The organism is Dorea amylophila (assembly GCF_025567265.1).
In the GTDB taxonomy this organism is placed as follows: Bacteria; Bacillota; Clostridia; order Lachnospirales; family Lachnospiraceae; genus Dorea_A; species Dorea_A amylophila.
Window position 1 is genome coordinate 27,492 of the sequence record NZ_JAOQJW010000008.1, and the last position, 25,202, is coordinate 52,693.

19 protein-coding genes are annotated in these 25,202 nt (G+C 42.8%); 2 read left to right on the plus strand and 17 right to left on the minus strand.

What is annotated here, in order from left to right:
• Positions 1-90 precede the first annotated feature (90 nt).
• Entirely contained in the window at positions 91-465 is a 375-nt protein-coding gene (locus OCV72_RS06360) for an MmcQ/YjbR family DNA-binding protein (protein WP_054356897.1), read from the minus strand.
• Positions 466-714: 249 nt separating this feature from the next.
• Between OCV72_RS06360 and OCV72_RS06365 the strand changes: the two genes are divergently transcribed.
• Positions 715-1,038: a MobC family plasmid mobilization relaxosome protein gene (locus OCV72_RS06365; protein WP_015528451.1), complete on the plus strand. Its 324-nt coding sequence runs from the start codon at positions 715-717 to the stop codon at positions 1,036-1,038.
• Positions 1,005-2,384: a relaxase/mobilization nuclease domain-containing protein gene (locus OCV72_RS06370; protein WP_015568876.1), complete on the plus strand. Its 1,380-nt coding sequence runs from the start codon at positions 1,005-1,007 to the stop codon at positions 2,382-2,384. The genes OCV72_RS06365 and OCV72_RS06370 overlap by 34 nt, the downstream gene beginning before the upstream one ends.
• A gap of 15 nt (positions 2,385-2,399) precedes the next feature.
• Here the strand turns inward: OCV72_RS06370 and OCV72_RS06375 are convergent, their stop codons facing one another.
• From OCV72_RS06375 to OCV72_RS06450, 16 genes are all read right to left on the minus strand, one after another.
• Positions 2,400-2,636, minus strand: a complete 237-nt coding sequence (locus OCV72_RS06375; protein WP_015568877.1) for a hypothetical protein — start codon at positions 2,634-2,636, stop codon at positions 2,400-2,402.
• A 123-nt stretch (positions 2,637-2,759) separates the two neighbouring features.
• Positions 2,760-3,128: a metal-dependent transcriptional regulator gene (locus tag OCV72_RS06380; RefSeq protein WP_015528448.1), complete on the minus strand. Its 369-nt coding sequence runs from the start codon at positions 3,126-3,128 to the stop codon at positions 2,760-2,762.
• 11 nt (positions 3,129-3,139) lie between these two features.
• The gene (locus OCV72_RS06385; RefSeq protein WP_055222059.1) at positions 3,140-4,888 is read right to left on the minus strand and encodes an ABC transporter ATP-binding protein; all 1,749 of its coding nucleotides are present in this window, start codon (positions 4,886-4,888) and stop codon (positions 3,140-3,142) included.
• Entirely contained in the window at positions 4,889-6,673 is a 1,785-nt protein-coding gene (locus OCV72_RS06390) for an ABC transporter ATP-binding protein (protein ID WP_015528446.1), read from the minus strand. It abuts the gene before it with no gap.
• Positions 6,674-6,799: 126 nt separating this feature from the next.
• Positions 6,800-8,266, minus strand: a complete 1,467-nt coding sequence (locus OCV72_RS06395) for an ABC transporter ATP-binding protein (protein WP_054335617.1) — start codon at positions 8,264-8,266, stop codon at positions 6,800-6,802.
• A complete protein-coding gene (locus OCV72_RS06400) occupies positions 8,263-9,015 on the minus strand; it encodes an energy-coupling factor transporter transmembrane component T (RefSeq protein WP_055222061.1) in 753 nt (250 codons plus the stop codon). The genes OCV72_RS06395 and OCV72_RS06400 overlap by 4 nt, the downstream gene beginning before the upstream one ends.
• A complete protein-coding gene (locus OCV72_RS06405; RefSeq protein ID WP_008395315.1) occupies positions 9,015-9,611 on the minus strand; it encodes an MptD family putative ECF transporter S component in 597 nt (198 codons plus the stop codon). Before OCV72_RS06405 ends, OCV72_RS06400 begins: the two co-directional genes overlap by 1 nt.
• A 130-nt stretch (positions 9,612-9,741) precedes the next feature.
• Positions 9,742-10,707, minus strand: coding sequence for a helix-turn-helix domain-containing protein (locus OCV72_RS06410; protein ID WP_015528443.1), 966 nt, complete (start codon positions 10,705-10,707; stop codon positions 9,742-9,744).
• A gap of 299 nt (positions 10,708-11,006) precedes the next feature.
• Positions 11,007-11,741, minus strand: coding sequence for a class I SAM-dependent methyltransferase (locus OCV72_RS06415; RefSeq protein ID WP_055282714.1), 735 nt, complete (start codon positions 11,739-11,741; stop codon positions 11,007-11,009).
• The gene (locus OCV72_RS06420; RefSeq protein ID WP_015528442.1) at positions 11,734-12,834 is read right to left on the minus strand and encodes a Gfo/Idh/MocA family oxidoreductase; all 1,101 of its coding nucleotides are present in this window, start codon (positions 12,832-12,834) and stop codon (positions 11,734-11,736) included. The genes OCV72_RS06415 and OCV72_RS06420 overlap by 8 nt, the downstream gene beginning before the upstream one ends.
• The gene (locus OCV72_RS06425; RefSeq protein ID WP_055282716.1) at positions 12,831-13,856 is read right to left on the minus strand and encodes an NmrA family NAD(P)-binding protein; all 1,026 of its coding nucleotides are present in this window, start codon (positions 13,854-13,856) and stop codon (positions 12,831-12,833) included. The genes OCV72_RS06420 and OCV72_RS06425 overlap by 4 nt, the downstream gene beginning before the upstream one ends.
• Entirely contained in the window at positions 13,846-14,403 is a 558-nt protein-coding gene (locus OCV72_RS06430) for a hypothetical protein (RefSeq protein WP_055282719.1), read from the minus strand. The genes OCV72_RS06425 and OCV72_RS06430 overlap by 11 nt, the downstream gene beginning before the upstream one ends.
• A 13-nt stretch (positions 14,404-14,416) precedes the next feature.
• Positions 14,417-22,087, minus strand: a complete 7,671-nt coding sequence (locus OCV72_RS06435; protein ID WP_055282721.1) for a non-ribosomal peptide synthetase — start codon at positions 22,085-22,087, stop codon at positions 14,417-14,419.
• A gap of 14 nt (positions 22,088-22,101) precedes the next feature.
• Positions 22,102-23,691: a (2,3-dihydroxybenzoyl)adenylate synthase gene (locus OCV72_RS06440; RefSeq protein WP_005344232.1), complete on the minus strand. Its 1,590-nt coding sequence runs from the start codon at positions 23,689-23,691 to the stop codon at positions 22,102-22,104.
• Positions 23,681-24,379, minus strand: a complete 699-nt coding sequence (locus OCV72_RS06445; protein WP_005344231.1) for a 4'-phosphopantetheinyl transferase family protein — start codon at positions 24,377-24,379, stop codon at positions 23,681-23,683. Before OCV72_RS06445 ends, OCV72_RS06440 begins: the two co-directional genes overlap by 11 nt.
• Positions 24,369-25,115: a thioesterase II family protein gene (locus OCV72_RS06450; RefSeq protein WP_005344230.1), complete on the minus strand. Its 747-nt coding sequence runs from the start codon at positions 25,113-25,115 to the stop codon at positions 24,369-24,371. Before OCV72_RS06450 ends, OCV72_RS06445 begins: the two co-directional genes overlap by 11 nt.
• Between the last annotated feature and the right edge of the window lie 87 nt (positions 25,116-25,202).

Here is a 25,202-nt window from a genome sequence, read left to right on the forward strand (position 1 = left end):
GAAAAACCGAGGAATAAAATCCCCGGTTTTCCTTTTGCTCAAAAATCAGTGTAATTCCATGATGCACAGATGCATATACGATTGCTTTTCTCATTTGTTTTCCTTTCTGCCTGCTCCATCAATCAGGTCATAACTCATATCTAAAAAGTCCAGTACCTTTGCTTCGCTGACCGAACCATCCAGTAAAATAGTGATCCAGTGCTGCTTATTCATATGATACCCAGGTAAAAATCCATAAGTCTGAATAATCATATTTGTCATGTCCGGATCACACTTTACGTCAATGATATCAACCATCTCTCTTCCTTCTAATCCCAGTTTCGATTTTTCAACCGTCATGATCACTGCATACCATTTCCCATTCTTATGTCGAAGTACTGCACTGTCCGGTAGTTTACTCCATAAATATTCCGGAATCGTGCCATACTGTTTCTGCACATATTCAAAAATTTCTTCTTTCTTCACAATCTATTCAACTCCTGATTCTTCTGATATCCTGCCCATAATCATACCACATTTTCGTATCCCGTACTACCTGCCAAATTCTTTTGCATTTTCCCGGTTCTCCTGACTTTAACTAATAGAGAGGTAAAACAGCAAGGACAGGAAGTGAGGATACACTTCCGGGAAATCCCAATTTAGGGTACCCTGCCCTAAATTGAAAAACGTTGAAAGCAACGATACTACTGTCCTCTCAGAAAGGAGAACCCACCAATGGCTGAAAGAAAGAGAAACAAAGAAATCCATTTTTATGTCACCGAAGAAGAAAGGAAGCTTATACGCAGGAAGATGATAGAATCAAAAACCAAAAACATGGGAGCTTATCTGCGTAAGATGGCAATCGACGGTTACATCGTCAACACCGATACCACCCCACTGAAGAAACAGTATGAGGAAATGCACAAGATTGGTGTAAATATCAACCAGATTGCAAAAAAGGTAAATACCACCGGAGATCTATATCCAGAAGAAATGCAAGAATTGAAAGAGATGGTGAAAGAATTATGGCGTATCTTAAAATCTTCCCCATTAAGGTAACTGACAAGAAAGCTCTGGACTATATTACAAATCCAGATAAGACAGATGAAAAACTGTTAGTTTCCAGTTTTGGCTGTTCCCCGGAAACTGCAGATCTTGAATTTTCTATGACAAGAGAAATGGCAAAAAAGAATGGAATGGATAAAGGCGATAACCTGGCATTTCATCTGATCCAATCATTTAAACCTGGAGAAGTTGATGCCGAAAATGCCCATCGCTTAGGTCAACAATTTGCTGACGAAGTGCTGAAAGGAAAATATGAGTACGTGATCAGCACACACGTTGACAAAAATCATATTCACAATCATATCATCTTCAACGCTGCAAGCTTTGTTGATCATCACAAGTATGTTTCCAATAAGCGGAGCTACCATAAACTCTGCAGAATCAGTAATCGTATCTGCCATGAAAATGGACTTGCCACCAGCATGCCAACCGGAGAAAAAGGTAAAAGCTATAAAGAGAACATGGAATATCATCGTGGCACCAGTTGGAAAGCCAAGCTACGTGTCGCAGTTGATAAATCAATCTGGACTTCCATCAACTATGAGGAATTTCTGCAAAAGATGCAGTTAGCCGGATATGAAGTCCGGCAGGGAAAGCACCTGTCCTTCCGTGCACCGGAGCAGAAGAACTTCACTTATATGAAATCTCTCGGAAGCTATTATTCCGAAGAAAATGTTCGCATCCGTCTGGCTAAAAATCGTAGCAAAGTAAAAACTCCAAGACATCTGTCCAGAGAAGCTCGCTTGTATATCAATATCTCCACTTATGTCACAACTGGAAATCGAGAGGGATTTGAACGATGGGCAAAGCTCAATAATCTAAAAGAGGCAGCCCATACCTTCAACTATCTTTCCGAAAATAACTTGCTGAATTATGACGATTTCAGGCAGCATGTATCTGACATTGAAGCTTCTGTGAAAGTTGCCGACCAAAGAATAGCACAAATCAACAGTGAGCTGAGCACGCAGAAAGTCATTCAGAAACACTGCGATTCTTACCGGCTTTGTCGTAAAGTAATTGAAGATTGTAAATCTGCTAAAAATCCAAAAGCATACCGCACCAAACATCAGGCAGAATACCAGCTCCACGATTCACTAAAAAAAGAGCTTCAGGATCTCGGTGTCACCAAAATCCCAAGCTCTAATAAAATCCAGAAGCGGATTGAAAATCTTGAATCTGAACAGGATGCTACTGTCCGGGAAAAACAGGAATTGCAGAAAAAGCAGAAAACCCTAGAGATCATTCAGCAAAATTTCACTGCACTGCTCGATGCTCCAGAGATCAGTTCAGACTTACTTCCGGCAAAAAAGGAACCTGTTTCTGTCACAAGAGAAAAATAAGATTGCACTGGCAACTCACTCATTTTCTTCCCAATCTTCCCAAGGTTTCAAATCCTTTTCCTCCCAGGTGACACCATACGGTGCACCTCCGGAGGTATAACCAGCAATACAGAAAAATCGGTCATCTTGCAAGATCTCTTCTTTGGTCAGATTATCTCTTGCTTCTTTTTTCCGTTTTGCTCGCCTCTGTTTCCTCTTTTGTTTCGCAACAGCTGCTTTTTCTTCCGGCGTTTTCCTATGTCCTTTTGCCATAAGTGTTTCTAGTGTAATTCCACTCTGAATGTCTTTTAGTATACGAGTTTCATACCCTGTTTCACGTTTCTCAACAATTCTATAGTATGATGAACATAAAAGATTCGGTGAATCAACATTGTACTAATACTTTTTTTCAACCGAAGTTTTCAATTTTTCAAAAGCTTCTTCACTGATTACATGTTCTATCCGACAGGCATCTCTTTCTGCAGTTTCCCGATCAACCCCGACAGCTACAAGCTGCTCCGTAAAGAACTGATGGCGTTCATAAATTTTCTCGGCAACCTCCCGCCCGGCATTAGTCAGATTGAGGTATCCATCTTCATCGACAGTCAGGAAACCGCCATTCTTTAACACACCTACTGCATGGCTGATGCTCGGTTTACTGAATCCCATGTGCCGGGCAAGATCAATGGATCGGACCATACCCTGCTTCTTTTGAAGAATCAGCACAGCCTCCAGATAATCCTCCCCGGACGCATGAATCTTCATCGGTTCCTCCTTTATGCAAGGCTCCAGCCGGAAGCCTTTTTACGGATATTTACAAAATCCTGATAAATCCCGGCTTTTGCCATAAGCTCGTCATGGGTTCCCTGTTCGCTGATCCGTCCATCAGAGATCACCAAAATCTGATCTGCCTGACGGATGGTATTCAGGCGATGTGCAATCACAAGTAATGTTTTACCCTTTACCAGCTCATTGATTGCCTCCTGGATATAGCTTTCATTATCGGTATCAACACTTGCAGTCGCTTCATCCAGAATGACAATCGGTGCGTCCTTCAAAATGCATCGGGCGATAGAGATTCTTTGCTTTTCGCCGCCGGACAGAGTAGCGCCGCCTTCACCGATGACTGTCTGGAATCCATCTGGCAGCGCCATGATAAAATCATAGCAGCGGGCTTTTTTTGCAGCCTCATAGACTTCTTCCTCGGTAGCGTCCGGTTTACCCATGCTGATATTGTTGTAAATGGTATCCTGGAACAAGTACACCCTCTGGAAAACCATGCTGATCTGTTCCATCAGTTCGGCGAGAGGTACATCCCGAATATCTGTACCACGGATTGTCACTTTGCCGGATTTCACATCCCACAGCCGCGCCAGAAGGTTCGCAATCGTGGATTTGCCACCGCCAGACGGTCCCACAAGTGCGGTCATGGTATTCTTCTGCATAGAGAAGCTGATGTTGTGCAGGACTTCCTTGTCCTGATAGGCGAAGCCCACATCGCTAAATTGTACTTCTGGCTGATCCGGCTGTGCCTGTGACAGAATATGTTGATTTCCGTTATCGGGAAGTTCGGGCTCGTCCAAAACAGCTTCAATGCGGTCTAATGCGGCATTCATCACGGTCAGTCGGGTTGCTTCTCCATAAAGAGCTTTCAGAGGTCCAAAGAGATCAAAGACAAACAGCAGCACGCCCAAAAGATAAGCCAGGGAGAGTACGCCTTCCTGATGTAAAAAAACGGATAAATCGAAGATAGCGGCAATACCCACGCCATAGAGAATGTTTAAGCCAGTGGTCCACGGTGTCATTTTCTGCTCAAACTTCGTATTGACATCCCTTGATTTTTTGAAGTTTTCCGTTAATTCGTCAGATTTTTCTCCGAGCAGATTGTAACTTTTGATAACCCCAATTCCTTCAGCAAAAGACAAGACCGCATCCGTCAAATTCTCGCTTTGGTTTTGACGCCCGACAGCCTCCTTGAAGGAAACCTTATTCATATATTTTGCAACCAGTGATGCCAGCAAGGTAATGATTACCGCAATCAGCCCAAGTCTCCAATCCAGTACGAACATAAAAACAGCTAAAACCAAAGTAGACAGCATATAGCTCATCATGTTGCCAATGGTACTCATAGAAACTTCCTCAATGAATACCATATCCGTACTGAGAACAGAGCTGATTTTTCCAATATTCCCCGATGTAAAGTAACCCATCGGCATTTTTCTTAAATGATTTCCCAACTCCATCCGTTTATCAGCAAAGATCATAAATCCAGCGGCACTTTGCAGACGGTCGCTCAAATAGTGAACCACTGTCTGAACCACTACAACAGCTAATAATCCAAGTCCGACAAACAGACAGGTCTTTCCAGTCAGCGTATTATCAGCAAACCCGGCCAAGACAATAAACGCCATGAAGATCGGCATTTTGGAGAGAATGGACTCGACAAATGCACATAGAAATGCAGCCTGAATACGGCTTTTATACCTCCCGGAGAGGTTCAGGATTCTTGAAATCAATGCAAACATTTATCTTCCCTCCTTTGCAGTAGATACTTTCCACTCGGCGCTGTCCTGAGCCGCTTTCCACAACTTTTGGTATTCTGGGCAAGCTTGAATCAGCTCCTGATGTTTTCCGGTTGCCACCATCTTTCCGTGATCCATAACGCATATTTGATCTGCGTTCATTATAGCGGGAAGTTTGTGAGCGATAACTACCAAGGTTTTTCCCTCCACCAGCTCCGCAATAGCAGCCTCCATTTTTTCCTCATTTTCTGGATCAGCATAGGCCGTGGCCTCGTCAAGCACTACAATCGGGGCATCCTTCAATATTGCCCGCGCCAGGGAAATTCGCTGGCGCTGCCCCCCGGAAAGCATTTTCCCCGCATCGCCCGCCATGGAGTGAATACCTTGCGGCAGCTTTTCCAGAAACTCCATACACCGGGCTTTCTTCGCCGCCTGCATTACTTCCTCATCGGTAGCATCCAAACGTCCAAGACGGATATTTTCCAGCAGGGAGGTGTTAAACAGGTACTGATCCTGAGCCACATAGGAAATGCGGCTGTTCAATGCCTCCAGGCTCATATCACAAAGTTTCTGCCCGCCAATGGAAATGCTCCCTTTCTGCGGGTCATAGTAGTGGATCAACAGTTTTGCAAGGGTGCTCTTGCCAGAACCGGATTCACCAACTAGGGCAGTTTTTTGTCCTGCTTGTGCCACAAAGGTAATATCGTGGAGGACTTCGTTTTCCGCTATTATCGGTTTCCCATCTGGGCCAGGCTGTGTCGTCTGATACGCAAAGGAAACATGATCGTAAGAAATGTTAAAATCCTGTCCGTGGAAATCATCCTCAGCAGCTTGCAGCGGTGCCGTATTTAACATCTGTTCAAGTGCCGTGATCTTATAATTCAGATTCGGAATCGTCTCCATAAAGCCCAGTGCTTTCAGGAGAGGAATCCCAATGCTGAGGGAAAGGCAGAGGACTAAAATCAAATCAGGTAAAGTGCTTATGCCACAGAGAACAAACCATGCCCCAAGAGGCAAAGTCAGAATAACAGTGCAGGGCAGTAGACTTCCGTATATCGCCATCCAGGGCCAGGCGGCCTTATACCATGCCAAGGTATAATCCCGATAGTCCGTTACATCCTTGCGGAAGTTCTCGTAAGATTCGCTCTCCCGGTTGAAAACCTTGACAACCTCCATACCATTGATGTACTCAATGATCGTGTTGTTCATTTTCTGTGCAGACTGATAGTAGGGACCCATGCGCTTCATTCCAACAGAGTACATAATGACCATGGAGAGCAGGCTGATCGGGATAGAGGCCAAAGACATAAGAGCCAGTTTCCAGTCCGCACAAAACATAGCAACATAAATCACCAGCGGGATCAGTAAATTTGCGATACCCTCTGGGACTGAATGAGCAAGGAGCAATTCCAAGCTGTCCACATCATCGACAAACAGCTTTTTGATTGTCCCTGTCCCTTTTTCCTCCACAATGCCAAGGGGAAGTTTCTCAAACTTCTTTTGCAGAGATACCCGCAGCCGGAACAATGTGTTATATGCTGCTTTATGAGAAATTGATAATCCCCATCCATAAAAAAACGCCTGCAAAACAAGACAGATCAAAACCCCTATAACACGCAATAAAACAAATTCTGTTTCAACAGAATCGCCCATAACCAATGGCGAAATGACCTGATAGGCCAGCACAAAAGGCAGGATGCCCATAAGAACGCTGACCAGTACGACAACCGTGGCCACATACATATTTTTCTTATATGGCCCTGCGTACTCAAAGATTTTTTTGAACATAAGCCCTCCTTATATTGAGCCGTACTGTCTGTGCTTCAAAAACAAGAGGCCGCCAAAGTAAAGCGGCCTCTTATCATTATCTTTCTGTCCAGTCAAGGCGGCCCTGACATTCATAATTTCTAAAATTCACTGGCGGATTCGGAAAAAATCCAAAACCTTTTTACTGCCGGATTCGTCCAATGGATAGCTTTCTTTTACTTGCCCTTTTTCCATATGGACTACATACGAACATCCCGCCATCACCAACTCCGGATCATGCGTAATAACAAGAAGCGTTTTGCCCTGATCCGCGAGTGACTTCAAACTCCGCGCAACTTCCCGCATATGTTTGAGATCAAGCCCGCTTGTTGGTTCGTCAAACACAATGATCTCCCGGTTACTCACAATGGCAGACGCGATCGCTACCCGCTGTTTTTGCCCGCCGGAAAGAGAAAGCGGGTGCCTGTCTTTATATTCCAGCAGATCAAACTGTTTAAGGATTTTATCCACAACAGTTTCATCCTTGTTGTCCATGCTCAGAAGCACTTCATCCGCCACGCTTTCGGTAAATAGCTGATGGCTGGTATCCTGCATTACCATGTAGCAATGTTTGAGCCGGGCTTTCCAATCAAGGGTTTTCCCCTCAACCTGCAAAAAGCCACACTTCTTTTCCAGTCCGCAAATACAGCGGGCCAGAGTAGATTTTCCAGCGCCATTCAGACCGATAATGGCAATCGTTTCTCCAACAGGCAGTTCTGCACTCGGAATATGGAGGCTTTCCGGTTCCCGCTTTTTATACGCAAAGCAGAAATTTTGAAATTCCATCTGTTTAGCTGTATGCGCCTGATACTGATTCGCAGGCTTCAACTTCGAGAGAGAAAACGGCCGCAGCCCTATTTCTTTTCGAGTGCCATCCGATAAGCTGTCAAATTCAGCAGGCGTGTATTCCCGTTCAATCTCCCCATCTTTTACATACAGCACACGATCTGCAAGATCGTGAAGGTAGTAAAGGCGGTGTTCTGCGATCAGAATTGTTTTGCCCTGCTTTTTCCAGAGGCTTAGGACCTGCCGCAGGTCATCAATAGCAGCCATATCCAAATTAGAAGATGGTTCGTCCAGGACCATAATTCCCGGCAGCAATACACTTGATGAAGCACAGGCTATTTTTTGCTTTTCGCCTCCGGACAGAGCAAACACGCTTCGCCCCATCAAATCTTCAATATGATAATCGGAAACTGTCCGGTCAATCCTTTTCAGGATATCCTCCTGAGGATAGCCTAAATTTTCACAGGCAAAGGCTAATTCACTATCCGTATCCACGTTGAAAAACTGACTTTTGGGATTCTGGAATACAGATCCCACCATAGCAGCCAAGTCATAAAGCGGCGTATCTGATACGCTTTTTCCGTCCAGAAGGACATCGCCCTCTAATTTGCCCTCGTAATAATGAGGCACCAGCCCGTTTACCAAACGGGTAATCGTTGTTTTCCCACAGCCGGATTCTCCCGTAAGTAAAACAAATTCCCCTGTGTTTATGGTGAGATTGACATTTCTAATCCCTCCGCCGCTGGATTCTTCACCATAAGAAAAAGAAACATTTTGAAAATCTATCATGGCAAAATCCCTCCTGCGGAAATTATCGGGGAAGCAATCGCCCAAAACACTACAAAGCAACAAAACAAGATCAGCACCACATCGGCAAAATTGAATTTAAGCTGGCAAATGTTTGTGCGTTTGACAGGAGCGCCGAGGCCACGGGTAATTGCCGCAGCGGAAAGTTCCTCACCGATTTTCACGGAGCAGGTAATCATCGGGATCAGCTTATACTCCAATATTTTTGAAGATTTTTTCCCTCCAAGTTTAATCCCACGCATTTTCATAGCGTCACTGATTGCTTCTGACTCCTGAAAGACAGTTGGAAAGAAGCGGAACATGACCGTTAAGGGGATCGTCACTTCTTTAGGCATATGGATTCTTTCCATGCCGGAAATCAATTCACTGACCGTTGTTGTTTTCACTGCATAGGCAGCAATCGCAACACTGGGAAGGATTCGGCAGAAGAATCCTATTGTAAACAGAACAAGGAAATTCAATATCCCCGTAAGGTGCGGCAAAACATAAATTTGGACAGCATAAAAAACAGAAAACACAGCAATATAGCCCACAGCTTTTGCACATTGTTTCGAGGTAAGCAGCAATATAGCCGGAACCACACAAAGAACAAGGCGGATCAGTCCCATAGCTTCTCCGCCTGTTCCACCCATGACAAAAATGCTTATGATGAAGATGAGCAACAGTTTTGTACGCGGATCGAGCCGCAACCCTTGTTCTGTTTTTTTGCTGAGCAGAATTTCCCGCGCCATTATGCAATACCGGCACGCTGGAAGTGCTTTTTGCAAATGGCTTTCCCAATCATACCTCCGACAAGGCCAAACACAAAGCAGGCAACCAGCAAAATAGGCGCAATCCACATAGGCATATATGTATTAAGGGTAGCTGCATATTCAGTGCCGTATCCTTCAGTCAGCATTACCATATAGCTTTCACGGTTCAGGAAAATGGGAGCAAAGTTGCCAAACACCCAGATGCTGAACACACCGCAGGAAAGAACTGTACTCTTTGCACTTTTGTAGTCTGCCTTTTTCAGGATCACGTCAGCCAACAGGCCGCCAACAAGACCAGTTACCATAGTAAGATAGCCGTTGCCGAAGAACACCATGATTAGACCAATCAGGAAACCCATGATTGCAGTCATCCCGAATTTTTTAGCCTTTGTAACATACAGCATATAGGGGATGCCGCCAATCAAAGGACACAGCACCGCCATCAGCGGAATAAAAATGGGGATGAAGCCAAGCATCGCCACCAGCATAACAATGACGACATAGATGACGGTGTAGATGCCGATAGTAATTAAATCTTTTCCCTCAAGCCGGGAACTTTTTTTCTGGGAACTCATACCAGTATCCTCCTATCTAAAAAATGGTGTAGTTAGTATTTTCTAACTACACCACATATAATAACAATTTACGCCTACATTTCCAACCCAAAAACGGTTTTATTCTACCCAAAATCGGTATTTTTTAATTTTAACCAATCGTATTTTCCGTTTTATAGTTTTTAGGAATTACCCCATACTTCTTTTTGAATGCCGCAGCAAAGTTACTCGGTTTTGAATAGCCTACAAATGCTGCCACCTGACTTACGTTCAAATTACTTTCTAATAGTAGACTTGCCGCCTTTTCCAATCGCTGATCTATAATATACGCATGAACCGATGTTCCAAACAGCGAGGAAAAACCCTTTGACAATTTTGAAGTACTAATATTGACTTTTCGCGCCAATTCCTCACAACTTGGTGCCAAAGCAAGCTGACTGTCAATGATTCTCTTCGCTTCTATGATGGATTCTCGGTCACTTCTGGAAATTGCTATATAAGTTGACGCAAGAATACTCAGTTCCAAAATCTCACTCAAATATACAGATAACAACTCAAAAACTTTGCTTTCCAAAAACAGGTATCCCAATCCGCCGCGATATTGCGTGAAGTCTTTCAGTTCCGCAAAAATGTGCTCCATATAGGGAGTAATACCTACTTTTGATATACCTTCCAATAGTTTTTTCTGATAAACCTCAATCTCACCAACATCAAAATAGTCATTCATAATTTTACGGAAATACGACAGTGGTACTTTTACATTTTTGAAAAGGAAATCGTTTTGTTTGGAATAGCACAGATATTCCATTTTCCCGTGTCCACGATAAATACAGGACTCACCTTTTTGTATGCTGATACTTTGTCGGCTATCTGCAATATTCCAGGAAACACCATCATTGAAGCAGAACAACATTTGAATGTATTCTTCGCTACTCACTCCCTGCACGTTCATATCTGAAAAATAATTCATTTTCCAGTCCGAAACAACTGCTCCCTGTTTCGTGACCACCTGTAAAATCTGCCCTGTCCCCATGTCTGCTGGAATATCTATGGTTATTGTCTGCGGTGAATTAGAGAGCAGATCACGATAAAGATTATTCATGTATTGGTTTGTCATGTACAAGCATTCCTCCCGAAGTTAGATAAGACTAATTAAATTTTACAACTTCCAAAGTAAAAAGTCAAATTTTGTAATCATGTAAAAAGCAGACACTACTTAATGTAAATTACAAACTTCACTTACTTCCATTTCTTTCTGCATCTCACAAGACGATAAAGTCACTTTTAAAACCCATTGTACTGACAATTTAATATTAATTCTCATTGTTCTCCCTGCACATCGCTAAATTATCTTATAAATATGGCATTTTAGGAACACCTGACAGTTCGAGAGTTAATTTTATCTGAAGTTCATATTTATCGTGCTTTTATTGCAAGTAATAATGTTTCTGATAATTTAGCTGTTCTAAAGTGCATTTTTGTCAATTGGTTTAAAATTTTTTCCACACTCTGATAATTCCACGACATTAGGCTATCTACAGTACTAACTATTTTTTTACCACAAAAAACTTTATAGGTCAATCTCCATGTCCATTGATCCATCCCCACTTGCTTTATATCGGTAATATACGTCTCATAGCGCAATCTTCCTTGAGTAGCCACCGATATTCTACTTCCTACTGGCGCAACAAGAAATTTCGGTTCTAAAAGTTCTATCAGGATTGGGACATTTATATTCAAATTTTTATCTAATTTATACAATAATTTTTCTTGTTCATCCCTTTTTAAATGTCCAAGTACTCCCATGCACATTACACCACTTATTTTATCTCGAAATGAATATTTACCTACATCTATCGGCAATAGAGAAATTCTCTCTTTAACTTCATTATGCTCCATTAATCTTGCCATAAACGCTGTTCTCATATAAGCCGATGGTTCTAAAGCAATTATTTCTTTATCACATATCATATTAGCCATCTCTATTGTTGTTTTTCCAGTTCCTGCACCTATATCCAAAATGATTCCATCTAAATCCTTAACCATATCAGCAAATTTGTTTAAAACAATTTTTTTGTTCCCTATCTGTGAAAGAGCTGATAAATCATAAAATTCTACTGTCTCTCCGTATACATTCTCAATTTCATTCAATCCCGTCATTCTCCTTTTTTATTAAATGTCTTTTTTCCAAATCATAAAATATACTTTTTATGTCACCAAAATTGTCATAATCAACGATATTCATATAGCCCACTTTCTGACATATTTCAGACCATAATTTTGATACATATATTTGATATTGCGCCATGGACATTTTTTCTGTTCTATTTTGCTTAAATAAAATCTCTAAAGCTTTCTTTACTGCATCCGGCCATATTTGTTCAAACGTTTCTTTTACTGATGGTAACATTACATTTCCTATAGTAACACCAGAGGGTATATTTACTTCCTCTTCTACATTAATACTTAGTGTTCCATATTCATCTCTTGGCATATGCAAGAAAGGAAGCCATATTACCGGACCATGGGTATTGACCAGACAGAGCCGCCCTGTGGAAAATGTCAATTCTATTCTATGATATAAATGTAATGGATGGTCTATATCGTTACGATCCACATTGGTATTCACTATAAATGTTACCGGAACCATTCCAATTATACCACTAATAACTCTGTTACCCCCTCCTGCCATAGAAGTTGTATAAGATTCTGCTACATTTCCCAATTTCCATGTAGATAAGCCTCCCAACGCACACCCCAATATATCTATTCCATCATATAATACATGTATAGCGCATTCCAAGGATGCATTTATAAGATGAGCATGTTTACTTATTATTTGTGCCGCCTCTAAAAAATCTCGAATTGGCTTGATATACCGATAAAATGGATTCAACATAAAAGCGGCACTTCCGGATTCTCTTATACAATTAACAATTTCTACCTCATGAGCAGGATGTTCTAATAATGTTGGTATCCCTTTTGCAAGTATACTTTTAGCTATATTGGCACCGTTTCCACCTCCAGCCGCATTAGGTACAACTACACATGCTGCATCAACATTTTGATTTATTTCTTTAATATCCGTATACATTGGCACATTTAGATTCTTTGAAAGAAGTCTGGATCTATCGCTTCCTTTTCCCAATATACCCATAAGCTCATATTCTTTACTTTCTGCAATAGCTTTCAAATAAATTTTCCCAAATCCTGTTCCACATACTAAAATCTGTTTTTTCTTCATATCTTTCCCTCTGATTTGAACTTATCTATTTTTTTAAGTTCATCTAACACTTGATATTTTTCAAGATAACTTGCCATTGTATAAATTCCATCCTTCCTAGGCATTTCAAATATTGCATTGGCAGTAATCGCTAATATTTCGCCAGTTAAAACACTCGGATTTTTTCCTTCAAAATAAATGCATCTACTATCATTTCCTTTATTTTGTCTTACCCATATAAAAGCTTTTTGGTTGCTATTTTTCTGTCCCATTAATGCATTTACTAAATCTTTTTTTTGACAATGCGCCTTATTTACTATTGAAAATAAACTTACAGGTGCCGCCGTATATGAATCAATATTAAGCATATATTTCCCTTGTATAATTTCTTGAATTTCTTCTGTAACATATGGCAATATAGATAATTTCGAAATTCTTGTTGGAAGATTCAGCGGACTTCTTTTCTGAGCAGGTAAAATTTTTCCATTTCGCACACATGCCATAGGAATTCCAGCTTTATAACTTTTTATTTCTTCCACATAATCGATTGCGGCAGCTTTTGAAAAATTATAGACACCTCCAATAATCATCTCTATTAAGTCATCATTGAAAGCTTCTTTAAGCACAGAAGACAACATCCATCCTGATAACCCCGGAAATATTCCCGAACCAACTATAGCGGTACCTTTCATGCTAGAATTCCTCATTTTTCTAATTAAATGAATTCCTCCTGGGTCAACATACGGAATATTCTCTGCCATTGCTTCAAGTAACATTTTTTCACTATAGTCTGCGGAAGGTCCGATTGCTCCTATTACCAAATCACTTCCTTTAAAGAATTTTCCAATATTACTTTCCTTATCAATATCAAGTTCAAATAATTGGATGTTGGGAGCCATATACATTCCTGTATCTTTTATTGTTTCTATATTCCGTACACTGACTCTTAATGAATAGCCTAACTTACTTAAAACCTTACACGCTGTCACACCAACAGTACCTGTTCCGCCAAGAATACAGATTGTTCTGCGATTATTTATCATTTTCTAGTTCCCTCATAATAATATCAAAAATGTCATTACTATTAGATTCAAATTCTCTAACGTTACCTAAAACAGCCTTTTCCCAAGATTTAATAGCAACTGAATTTCCGTCAATTATGCTTATATCTCCTAAATATAAATCACTTTCTTTTGCTTTAGATGGATTTATTAAAAAAATGCGGTTAATAATAATGTTTTCCCCCAATAGTTCACTTGCCTTAGTTATGCATAAAGAAGCCATTTCGGAAAAGGCAATAATATATTTCTTTTTAACACTTATGTCTTCATGACATCTTTCAATTATTTCTTGCCCTCCCACTCTCTTACAACTTATGTTTGAAGCGCTCAACTTTTCTATAAGAACATCTCTTATTTCATTTTCGTTATCCCCAAATATATATACAACAGTATATGAATTTCTTGTTTGATTTCCTGCATTACTATGCATTTGATTTTTTGAAGGATTTTTACAATCCGATATATACTGAGCAATCCCCATAATTGTTGGCATCGTCAACGATGCCCGTAATATTTCATCAAATCTCATATGTATTTACTCATTACGTTTCCTCTAATATATATCTTTCGATTTTGCTGATAGTCGGATACTCAAATAACTTGCCGATATCCATAAAACACCCTATTTTCTCCGTCATTTGGTTAGTAATTTGTATTGCCTGTATCGAATTTCCACCTATTTCAAAAAAGTTATCATTTATATCAATATTTTCAATTTTTAAAACTTCTCTCCAAATTGCGAGTAATTGCTCCTGAAGTTGAGTAAGCTGTTTACAATTATTATTCTTTTTAAAAATAGGCTTTCTATTTTTTTCTGCAACAATCAAAATTTTATGAATATCCTTTTTCCCATTTGAATTAAGCGGAATAGCATTCGTTTTAATATATTCTGTTGGAATCATATAGATCGGAAGATCTTTTTTTAACATTTCCTTATAAAACTTGTCTATCCGGTCACGATACCTTTTTTCCTCTACTAATACAGCACATATGTCTTCTATCGCATTATCCCTTTTAAAAAAAACAAACGCTTCCGTTATACCTTGAATCCTTCGTAATGCAGCTTCAATTTCGCCCAATTCTACCCGATATCCATTGATTTTTACCTGATTATCCAATCTTCCAAGAAATTCAATATTACCTTCATTCCAATACCGTCCCATATCTCCAGTACAATACAATCGTTCCCCAGTTCTATCTAAAACAACAAACTTTTCTTCTGTTATTTCATTATCGTTTAAATATCCCTGTGCAACGCCATCTCCGGCAATATAAAGTGTTCCCGGTACCCAGTCAGGGCAATCTTCCATATTCTGATCCAGAACATAATACTTCTGGTTTGCAAGCGGTTTCCCATACGGAATACTCTTCCAATCTTCCGGCACAATCTCTGGGATCTCGAAATGATTGGACCAAATACTGCCTTCCGTCGCTCCTCCAAGTGCAACAATCTCAACATTCTGAAACAGATTACGGATTCTCCCCGGAAGTGAAACCGGAACCCAGTCGCCACTCATCATTACCAACCGCAACGATTGTGAAGTTACCTGCCTTTGATATTCCTCATATTCTGCCAGCATTTCTACAAAAGCTGGCACGCTGTTCCATACGGTAATATTCTCATGATTCAACCAGTGAATCCAATGCGCTGGATCTTTTCCATATTCCGGATCCGGAAGAACCAATTTCCCACCTGCGCCTAAAACGCCAAAAACATCATAAACAGACAGGTCAAAATGAAGATTGGAGATTCCAAACGCCGTATCCTGTTCTGTAATCTGATAGCGTGCATTGATATCCAGTATTGTATTCACTGCATTATGGTGAGTAATCATTACTCCTTTCGGCATCCCGGTTGTTCCCGACGTATAGATTACATACGCAAGGTCTCCCGCCTTATTCTCCTGTGCTTTGTATTCAGAATCGGTTTTTAATCCAGACACAGAAATACAATCCCACTCGTGCAGCCATTCGGTATCCTGATCATACGCCTGATTCTGCACAAGAATGATTCTTGTTCCACTGTCACGGAGAATCTTTTCAACTCGTTCTCTCGGATTATGGATATCTATCGGAAGATATGCGGCTCCGGCAAACAGGATTCCATAAACAGCAACTACCTGCTCCCACCCTTTTTCCATAAATACAGCTACCGTCTCTTCTTTTTTTATTCCCATGCTCTTCAACTGCCCGGAAATGTAAAACGCCTCTTCTTTTATCTCCCGATAAGTCATCCGCCTGCTGCACGTTACCAGCGCCTCCTTATCCGGGAATCTGTCTGTCGCCTCCAAAAATAATCCATCCAACGTTTTCTCTTCAAATTCAATCGCCGTTTCATTCGCCTGACGCCGTTTTTCTGAAATTTCCGCTGTTACCAAACTTGCCGTTTTTTCCTGCATGATCTCCGGATGAACTGCCAGCGTATGAAGCAGGCCGGTATATGCCCGGAACATCTCATCCAGCATTCCCGGATAAAACAATTCATCTACAGAATCCCAGAACAGGCATAAGCTGCCATCCATTTCAACCACCTGATGATCCAGCCACACCTGCGGTGTCTGTGAAATGTTATAATTCAGTTTTCCAAGCCACTTGCCTTCATTCCACTGCTCCACGCCAAGACCACTGGTAAACACTACCGGCATAATAGCGCCCCGCATATTTCCAGTCTTTTTCTTTAATTCGCGCTCCAGTTCAACCGCGCCATAAGCTGTATGCTCCAGATCTTCTGTAAGCTGCTTCTGAATTGCCTTTGTCCTTTCCGCAAAATTATTCCCTGCATTCTTTATCTCCAGCAATGTCAGTGTTGTAAAATCTCCAACCAGATTGTTCACTTCCGGATGCAATTGTTTCCGGTCAAACTGCGTCAGATTAAGGGTAAAATCCTTATTACTGCTCCACAAGCGGAGAGTCTCCGCATAAGCACTCATCAAAAGAACAGAAGGCGTTACCTCCAGTCTTCCCGCCGCGTCTTTTACAGACAGCCATTCTTTCTGTGACAGTTTTGCGCTCCGGCGACAGAAACGCTGCTCTGTAATCTGGCTTTCGTTCTTTGCAAGCAGCAGATCCGGTGCGTCCGCAAAAGTCTCCACCCGGTCTTCCCAATATTTTTTATCTTTCTCATAAGCAGAGGTAGACTTTATCTGCTCCAGTCCCAGCACGTAATCCCGGAAAGACAAAGTAATCGGCATTTCCGCTTTTCCATTTCGATATACTTCTGCCCACTCATTTAAGAGATGGAACATACTCCAGCCATCAAAGATAATATTATCAAAACTGATATGGATTCTATGCTTCTGGTCCTCTATTTTAGTGATTCGCACATCAAACAGAGGCCATTCATCTGTCTGAATTACCTGATGAGACATCTCTGCCCGTTTTTCATCCAATGCCTTTTCTTTTTCTGTCTCTTCCAATTGTCGGATATCCGTCACGTCAATATGATACTGGGGAGTATTCTCCAGTATGCGCTGCATACCATCCGGCTGGATAATAACACGCATCATCCCATGCCTCTGTATCAACAGATTCCATGCCGTCTCTGCGCACTCAGTATCAAGGCCGTCTGCATCCAGTTCAAAATAACAGTGCGTTGCAACATTTCCCAATTCATACAATCCGCTTCTGCCAAGCCAGTAAGCATACTGCACATCGGTTAATGGGAACGGATGATATGCTTCCTCCAGATTCGGTTTGATCTGCAGTGTATCTTCTTTCTGTTCGGACTGTTCAATAGCTTTTGCCAGAGATTTTACGGTCAGATTTTCAAAAATCGTACTGATCGTTATTTTGTAGCCAAAGGTTTTCTGTACTTCCGAGATCAACCTTGTGGCAATCAGCGAGTCTCCCCCAAGGCTAAAATAATTATCTTCAATTCCGATATTTTCATATCCAAATAATTGTTTCCAGATATCTAAAAGCTTTTCTTCTGTTTCTGTCGTTGCCTTTGAAAATCGGATAACCGCAGTTTCTTCTTTAAAATCTTCCCGCAATTGCCTCCTGTTAATCTTCCCATTGGACAATGTTGGGAGCTGCTCCATGAAATGATAGTTCTGTGGAACCATATAATCCGGCAGTTTTTCTGACAGATATTCCCTTAGTGCTCCATTATGATAGGACAGGACAGACGCCTGCTGTCTGCTGCAGCATATACATCTTCCATATCTCTCTGTCACAGCACAGTCTTCGCCCAATCCTGCCTCTGATAAACATTCTCTCCACAGCAGGCAATCCGGGGTAACCAGCCCTGCTTCTTTTCTCTTGTCCCGAATATCCGCAAAACCATTTTCCAAAAAAGCCGCTGTAAGTTCCTGAAGGTATGTCCTTACCACAAGGTCAGTCATCAGCAATATTCCGTTTGGCTTCAGTAATTCCGCTACTTTCTTTACCGCATCCGCAGCATCAATATTTCTATGTAAAGCATTTACCGATATCACAACGTCATAGCTATGCAAGGACATCTGCTGCTTATCCATGCCTTCTTCCAGATTCAGCATCTCAAACTCGACTCTCTCATATCCCGCAAGTTCTTTCTCTGCTTCCTGCAGAAAATATTTTGAAGAATCCGCATATGTATAAGCCACGCTTACATCTTCCAGTGCATTCAAAAACTGTCTTGTAATTGCAGTGTCCCTTGTACCAATTTCTATAATCTGGAGTGGCTCTTTTCTGCGTTCTTCTGCCAGAAGCCTTAATCCCTGCACCAGTCTTTCCACTGTTTCCTCGCAGCCCGGAATCCTCCGAAGCAGCATATTCGGAGCCAAAGCCGGCTCTTTCTGGTAGAATACGTCCAGTGGAACTTCATTCCCAGTAACCATATGCTTCAGATACGGCTTCAGTTTCTTAAAATACGTTTCCGCATCTCCAGCTTTTTCCGGTACAGCTACTTCCTTCCCGGTACGCGATAGTCTGCCGTCCTCTTCTCTCAGGATTCCTTCCTTCTTTAAAATTTCCAACCATCTTGCCACAGTATTCTTCTGTGTTTCCGTAATGCTCCCTTTTTCAAAAATTTCCTTCTGCGAAAGGACTTCCTTCTCTGATACAAAAACGCCTAACTCTATGAGTGTCTCCAGCATAAGCTGTACACATCTCTGGTCTGCATAGGCAAGGAAATTTTTGTATGCTGTCTTCCGTTCCTGCTGCATCTGCCAATTGCTGACATCATCCTTCAGTTCTTTCCAGCCCCTGCCAAAGATATCTGTGCCGTACAAATACGTTGTAACTTTAGAATCTTCCTGTATCGGCGCTCCGATATAAGCAGCCAGCGTTTTATTGCCATGACCATCACTAACTGTATCAACAACTGCATGAGCCACACCCGGAAACTCCTGAATCGCATGTTCAATTTCTCCCAATTCAATCCTGTGTCCGCGGATCTTTACCTGATGGTCTTTTCTTCCCAAAAATTCAATTGTCTCATCATCCCAGATTCTTCCGAGATCTCCGGTCCGATACCATCTTCCATACTGATCTGTGATAAATTTCTGCCCCGTAAGCGCAGAATCTCCCCTATATCCTTTTGCTACACCAAAACCGCCAATCCAGAGTTCGCCTTCTGCCCAGTAAGGGCAATCCCTTCCATACTCATCCACAACACGATATGCCTGATATCTGAGTGGCTTTCCATAAGGAATAGATTTCCAGTTTTTCGGCATCGGCAGGGTAACATTCTGATAATTGGACCAGATACTTGCCTCTGTAGCTCCTCCCATAGCGACAAACTGGCAATCCTCTGTCCATGCCGCAACCCTCTGCGGGAGATCCATCCCAATCCAATCTCCGGAAAGCATAACCGCCCTGATCGGCAGTTTCTGTTTCATGGATTCCGCCCGTATCAAAAGCATATCCAGAAGCACCGGCACTGAATTCCAAACGGTAATCTGATATTTCAACACTTGTTCCAGCCAGTAATCCGCATTCCTTCTCTCCTGCTCTGGAAGCAATACCAATGTTCCTCCTGCGCCTAAAATTCCAAAAACATCATATACCGACAGGTCAAAATCCATAGCTGATACAGCCAGCGCCCGATCTGCACTTGTCACATGGTACTTTTCATTAATATCCTGAACCGTATTCCATGCGCTTTCATGCGCAATCTCTACACCCTTCGGAACACCTGTAGAGCCTGACGTCATGATGATATAGGCGCTGTCCTTCGGCGACACCTCTGGCAGTCTCACATTTTCCTGTCCCTCTTCCATACCTTCCATCACAAGGATTTCCGTACCTTCCGGCCAGTCCAGTTTTTCGGATAATTCCCGATTCGTGACCACATAGCGGACTCCCGTCTTCTCATGGATTAACGCTCTCCGATCTTTAGGCTGGCTTAAGCTGACCGGAAGGTATGAATTTCCGGAAAGCAAAATTCCTAATGCCGCCTCGATCTGTTCTATCCCGCGCGGCAGGGTAAGTGCAACTGGGACTCCCTTAATATCCTTTTCTGAAATCCCTGCCGCCACTGCTGTCGCCCGTGCTTTTAATTCCCCATAGGAAACCGATCTTCCGCTTCCCGCATCAATAAGCGCAATATCTTCCGGGCAAACTTCCGCATGGTTCATAACAGCCCAATGCAGGCATTCCACACGCTCCGGCACTCCTGTACGCGCTGTATCTTCAATTTCTCTTTTTCTTTTTTCAGGAAGCACATCAAATCGCTGATTCCAGTCCTTCTTTCCCAATTCATGCAGAAGATTCTCAAAACACTCCAGCATATCCGGGATCATATTCTCCGGGAATAACTTATCCACGCTGTCCCATGTAAGCTGTACGCCATTTTCATCTTCATAACTCTGGAAGTCATTCCACACCTGCGGCGTTTGGGAAATCATATAGGAAAACTGCCCCAGTTCTTTCCGGAACGTATCATTTACCAACGGCGTTCCCAGATTGCAGGCAAAAACAACCGGCGCCACTGCCGATGCGTCTCCATACATCTGTGCAAGGTCTCTCTGGACTTGCACGCCGGAATATGCCGTATACTTCATATCCTCATGGAGCTGCTTCTGGATCCTGTCTAGCAATTCTGCAAACGTCGGATTCCCTTCGCAGTCAATCTCCAGCAATAACAGTGTAGTGAAATCTGCTATCACGTCTTCCAATCCCTGCTGCTCTGTTTTCCGGTTAAACAATGGAATATTAATAAGGAAACGATGATTCCTGCTCCACCGTTCCAAAACCGTCGCATATGCAGTAAGAAGAACCATTGCCGGAGTTGTCTGGTATTTCTTTGCCCGTACTTGCAGATGAGCCCACTCTTCCTTGCCAATCCTTACAATCCTGCGGTTGAATACAGTCTTTGTCACTTCCTGTGGCCGTTTTGCCAGTGGCAGGCCTGGCCCTTTCGGCAAATGCTCCAAGCGTTTTTTCCAGTATCCTTCTGCATTGTCTCTCTCTTCCTTATCTTCCTCTTTCTGCCGTTCCAGATAAGAAGCAAAATTCCACCCTTTTGATTCTGCCGGAAGGCTTTCTCCGCGATAGGCAGCCGCCAAATCCCTCAATAAGATCTGCAGACTCTGTACATCAGCAACCAGAAGCGCCATGTCCACATGAAGGCGTGCCTTATTTTCAGGAAAAAGCGTAAGCTCTATTCCTGCTACTTCGCCTTCCTCAATCTTTAACTTCCGATGGGATAAACGTTCTCTGACAGATACTGCCATTGCCTCTGCTTCCTCAGATGACATCCGGGAAAAATCATGAACCTTTATTTTTTCACAATACGGCTTATCCAGGATTTTCTGTGTCCCATCTTCCAGAAAGCAGGCACGCAGCATGGGATGATGATACTGCAGCACATTCCATGCTTTTTCCAGACGCTCCGGATCTATATTTCCCCCATCAAACTCTAAATACGCATGACAGTCTATTCCTCCAAGAGCCTGTTCTTCATCCCTGCCAACCCAATATGCATACTGTACGTCTGTTAAAGGAAACGGCTGTTTCATATCCTTTTCCGGCGTTATCTTAGATTCTTGCGCCCGTTTTTTGCCCGCTTTTTTCTTTATGCTGCGCTGGATCAGCGCCCACCAGCCTTCAAGGGTAGGATTTTCCATCAATGAACCGAATGAAACCTTAACCCCCTGTTTTCTCCACTGGTTTACCAGACGCATGATCGTCAGGGATGAAAGCCCAAGCTCCAGCAGATTTTCGGAATCCCCCAAATCTCTGGCTACCGGCAGCTTTTGTTTGATCTGTTCCTTTATCTCTATATATTCCATGATTCTGTCTCCTTCTATTTTTCCTGCGCCATCCGTTCTAATGCTTTCTTATCTATTTTTCCTACGCTGGTCAGCGGCCATGTCTCTACCCGTTCTATCTGATCCGGCATTTTATACGCCGCAACACCTATTTCCCGCAGGAACCTGTGGATTTCCTGCAAATCGATCCCGGCTTCATCATCGGTCACAAGGAATGCACATATCCGGTTTCCAAGGGTTTCATCCGGAACGCCGACAACGGCTGCCTCTTTGATTTTCGAATGCCTGCAAAGGTAAGCTTCAATCTCTGAAGGCATGATCTTTTCTCCGGCGCGGTTAATCTGCTCTTTGATTCTCCCGCCCAAACGTAACCTTCTGTCTTTCGTCCACATAGCTTTATCGCCCGTCCGGTAAAATCCGTCCGGCGTAAAGCTCTTTTTATTTGCTTCCTCCGCCATATAATAACCATCAATCGTATACGGGCCTCTGGATAATAATTCCCCAAAAACTCCTTCCGGTACGGCCTTATCTTCTTCATCCACAATCTTCACTTCATCCGCAGGAGACACCGGAGTTCCCTGACATCTTGCGATCAGGGAACCTTCATCCTCCGGGCTAGTAAAGGACAGTAGCCCCTCCGCCGTACCAAATACCTGCATCAGTTTACACGGCCATTCTTCAATGATCTTATCCGCAAGGGAATCTTCCAGCATTGCGCCGCCCACCTGCAAAATCCGCAGGCTGGATATATCATAATCTTCATCCCATTCCAGCATTTCCATGCACACAGTAACCATAGCAGGAACCAATGCCGTTATCGTGACACCTTCCTCTGTAATTGCGTCAAGGATATCATCCGGGCTGGTCGCAGACGCAAGCACAACTTTTCCTCCCACGTCCAGCGTGCCTAAAAGCCCCGGGCAGCATAATGGGAAATTATGAGCTACCGGAAGAGACGCCAGATAAACGTCACTGCTATCCAAGCGGCATCTCTTCGCGGACATGCGGGCATTATACATATAATCCGTATGGGTGCGCGGAATCAGTTTCGGAACCCCTGTCGTCCCGCCGGACAGCAAAAGCACCGCCGTTTCATACCCATCCACAGCCGGAAATGCTCCATTTTCTCCACACGTTTCCGCAATCATTCCACTGATATCCCCGGATTCGCTATCTACAAATATATGCCGGATACATGAATATTTCTCTTTCATCGCATTTGCCATCGGCACATATGAAAATCCCAGATATTTCTCCACCACAATATAAGCGGCCGGCTTTGCCAGTTCAATAATTCCTTCCAGTTCCGCCTCCCTGTGGGCCGGCAGCATCATGATTGGCACCGCCCCAATCTTGGAAAGTGCAAAAAACACGATCACAAAAGAAATCCTATTCGGAAGCTGCACAAGCACTTTGTCTCCCTTTAAAATCCCTTTACGCAGAAAAGCTGCCGCAAGACAATCTGCTTTTTGCTTTAATTCCATATAACTGATCTCGTCTTCGCTGTCCGTGACCGCAGTTCTTTCTCCATATTTTTCCGCCCACTTATCAAGCTGCTCTCCAAAGCCACATCGTTCCCATCCTTCCAGATGCTCGTATTTGCTCATATCCTTCTTATAACTCATTTGATTTGTCTCCTTTCTTATGCGCCGCCACATACGCAGCATATCCCTCAATCTTTACCGGATACAAATGCCATCCCTGGCCTTTCCTGCCTTTTTCTGTAATTTCCCCGTTTCTGACAGAGAAGAAATCCATTCCTCTTCCCAATCCAATACCGATCGCTTTTACATACGCTTCTTTCGCCGCCCAATACTGGAAAAACAGTTCCGGTCCCTCATTTATTACATCTTCCGCTTCTTCTGCCGTATAGAAATTCCCGGCTATCTCCCTGTAATCCGGGCATCCTGCCATTTCCTGCACATCCACTCCAATATCCATTCCGACAGCGAATCCCTCCAGTATGAATTCCCCCGAATGCGAAATATTAAAATTGACTGTCTGCTTTCCTGCGATTTCTTTATGATAAGGCTTACCCAGTTCATTGACAGAAAAATCAACTGTTTCCACATCTAAGTATCTTTTCAAGAGAATTCGCACGATAAGTTTCCCGGCAATATAACGCATCCTGTCTTCAGGAAAGCGGAACTTTCCAGCTTGCTCCGACTCCTGCTCACTCAGGATATATTCATGATTCTTCCAGAAATCTGTCATTTCCGGCCAACAGATGCACCATATATGTATCTCATTTTCACGGATACGAAGTTTGTCTGCTGACAGAAATTCCTTCTCCCCGCATCGTTTAACCTCCATTTTTCATTCCCTGAAGCCGTCTCTCAACCTCACTTATTACTTCGTCTTCGTAATCCCGCAGATAAAAATGCCCTCCCGGAAATATTCGGTAGTCAAAATCATTATCCGTATACTTTCCCCATTCACAGATTGCACTCTCATCCGCTTCACCGTCCTTTTCTCCGCCAAATGCAGAGATAGGTGTATGCAGCACTACTCCCGCCTTATCATAATACGTTTCATCCATGGTAAAATCCGCCCGCAGCATAGGCAGAAAGAAATCCAACAATTCCTGATTCTCTAGTATCTCTTTTGGCGTCCCTTCAAATCTTCCCAGTTCCCTCTTAAACGCTTCATCCGGAAGATGATAGATTGGCTTCGGTTCCGGAATGCTGGGAATCCGGCTGCCGGAAATAAACAGGTATTTCGCTCTATATCCCTCTGCCTCCAATCGCTTTTCCAGCTCATAGGAGATCTTCCCGCCCATACTGTGCCCCCATAAGGCATACGGTCCGTCCACAACCTCTCTTACAGCCTCTTCCAGATCATCTAACATAACCGGCATATCTATATACGGTTTCTCCATGATCCGTTCTTCCCTTCCCGGAAGCTGGACTGGACATACCGTTACTTTTCCCTGCATCTTTTTCGCCCACTGATTATAAGCAGACGCGCCGCCTCCTGCAAACGGCAGGCAGAACAAGGTTATTTTCTCTTTGTTGATATTTTCTGTATTTTTTATCAATTTCAAATTCACTTTTATATTCCTCTTGTATCATGTTCTTTTTGTTCTGTTTATCATCCTTTTGCAATACGCTTTTCCCAGGTATTTCTTATTCCTATC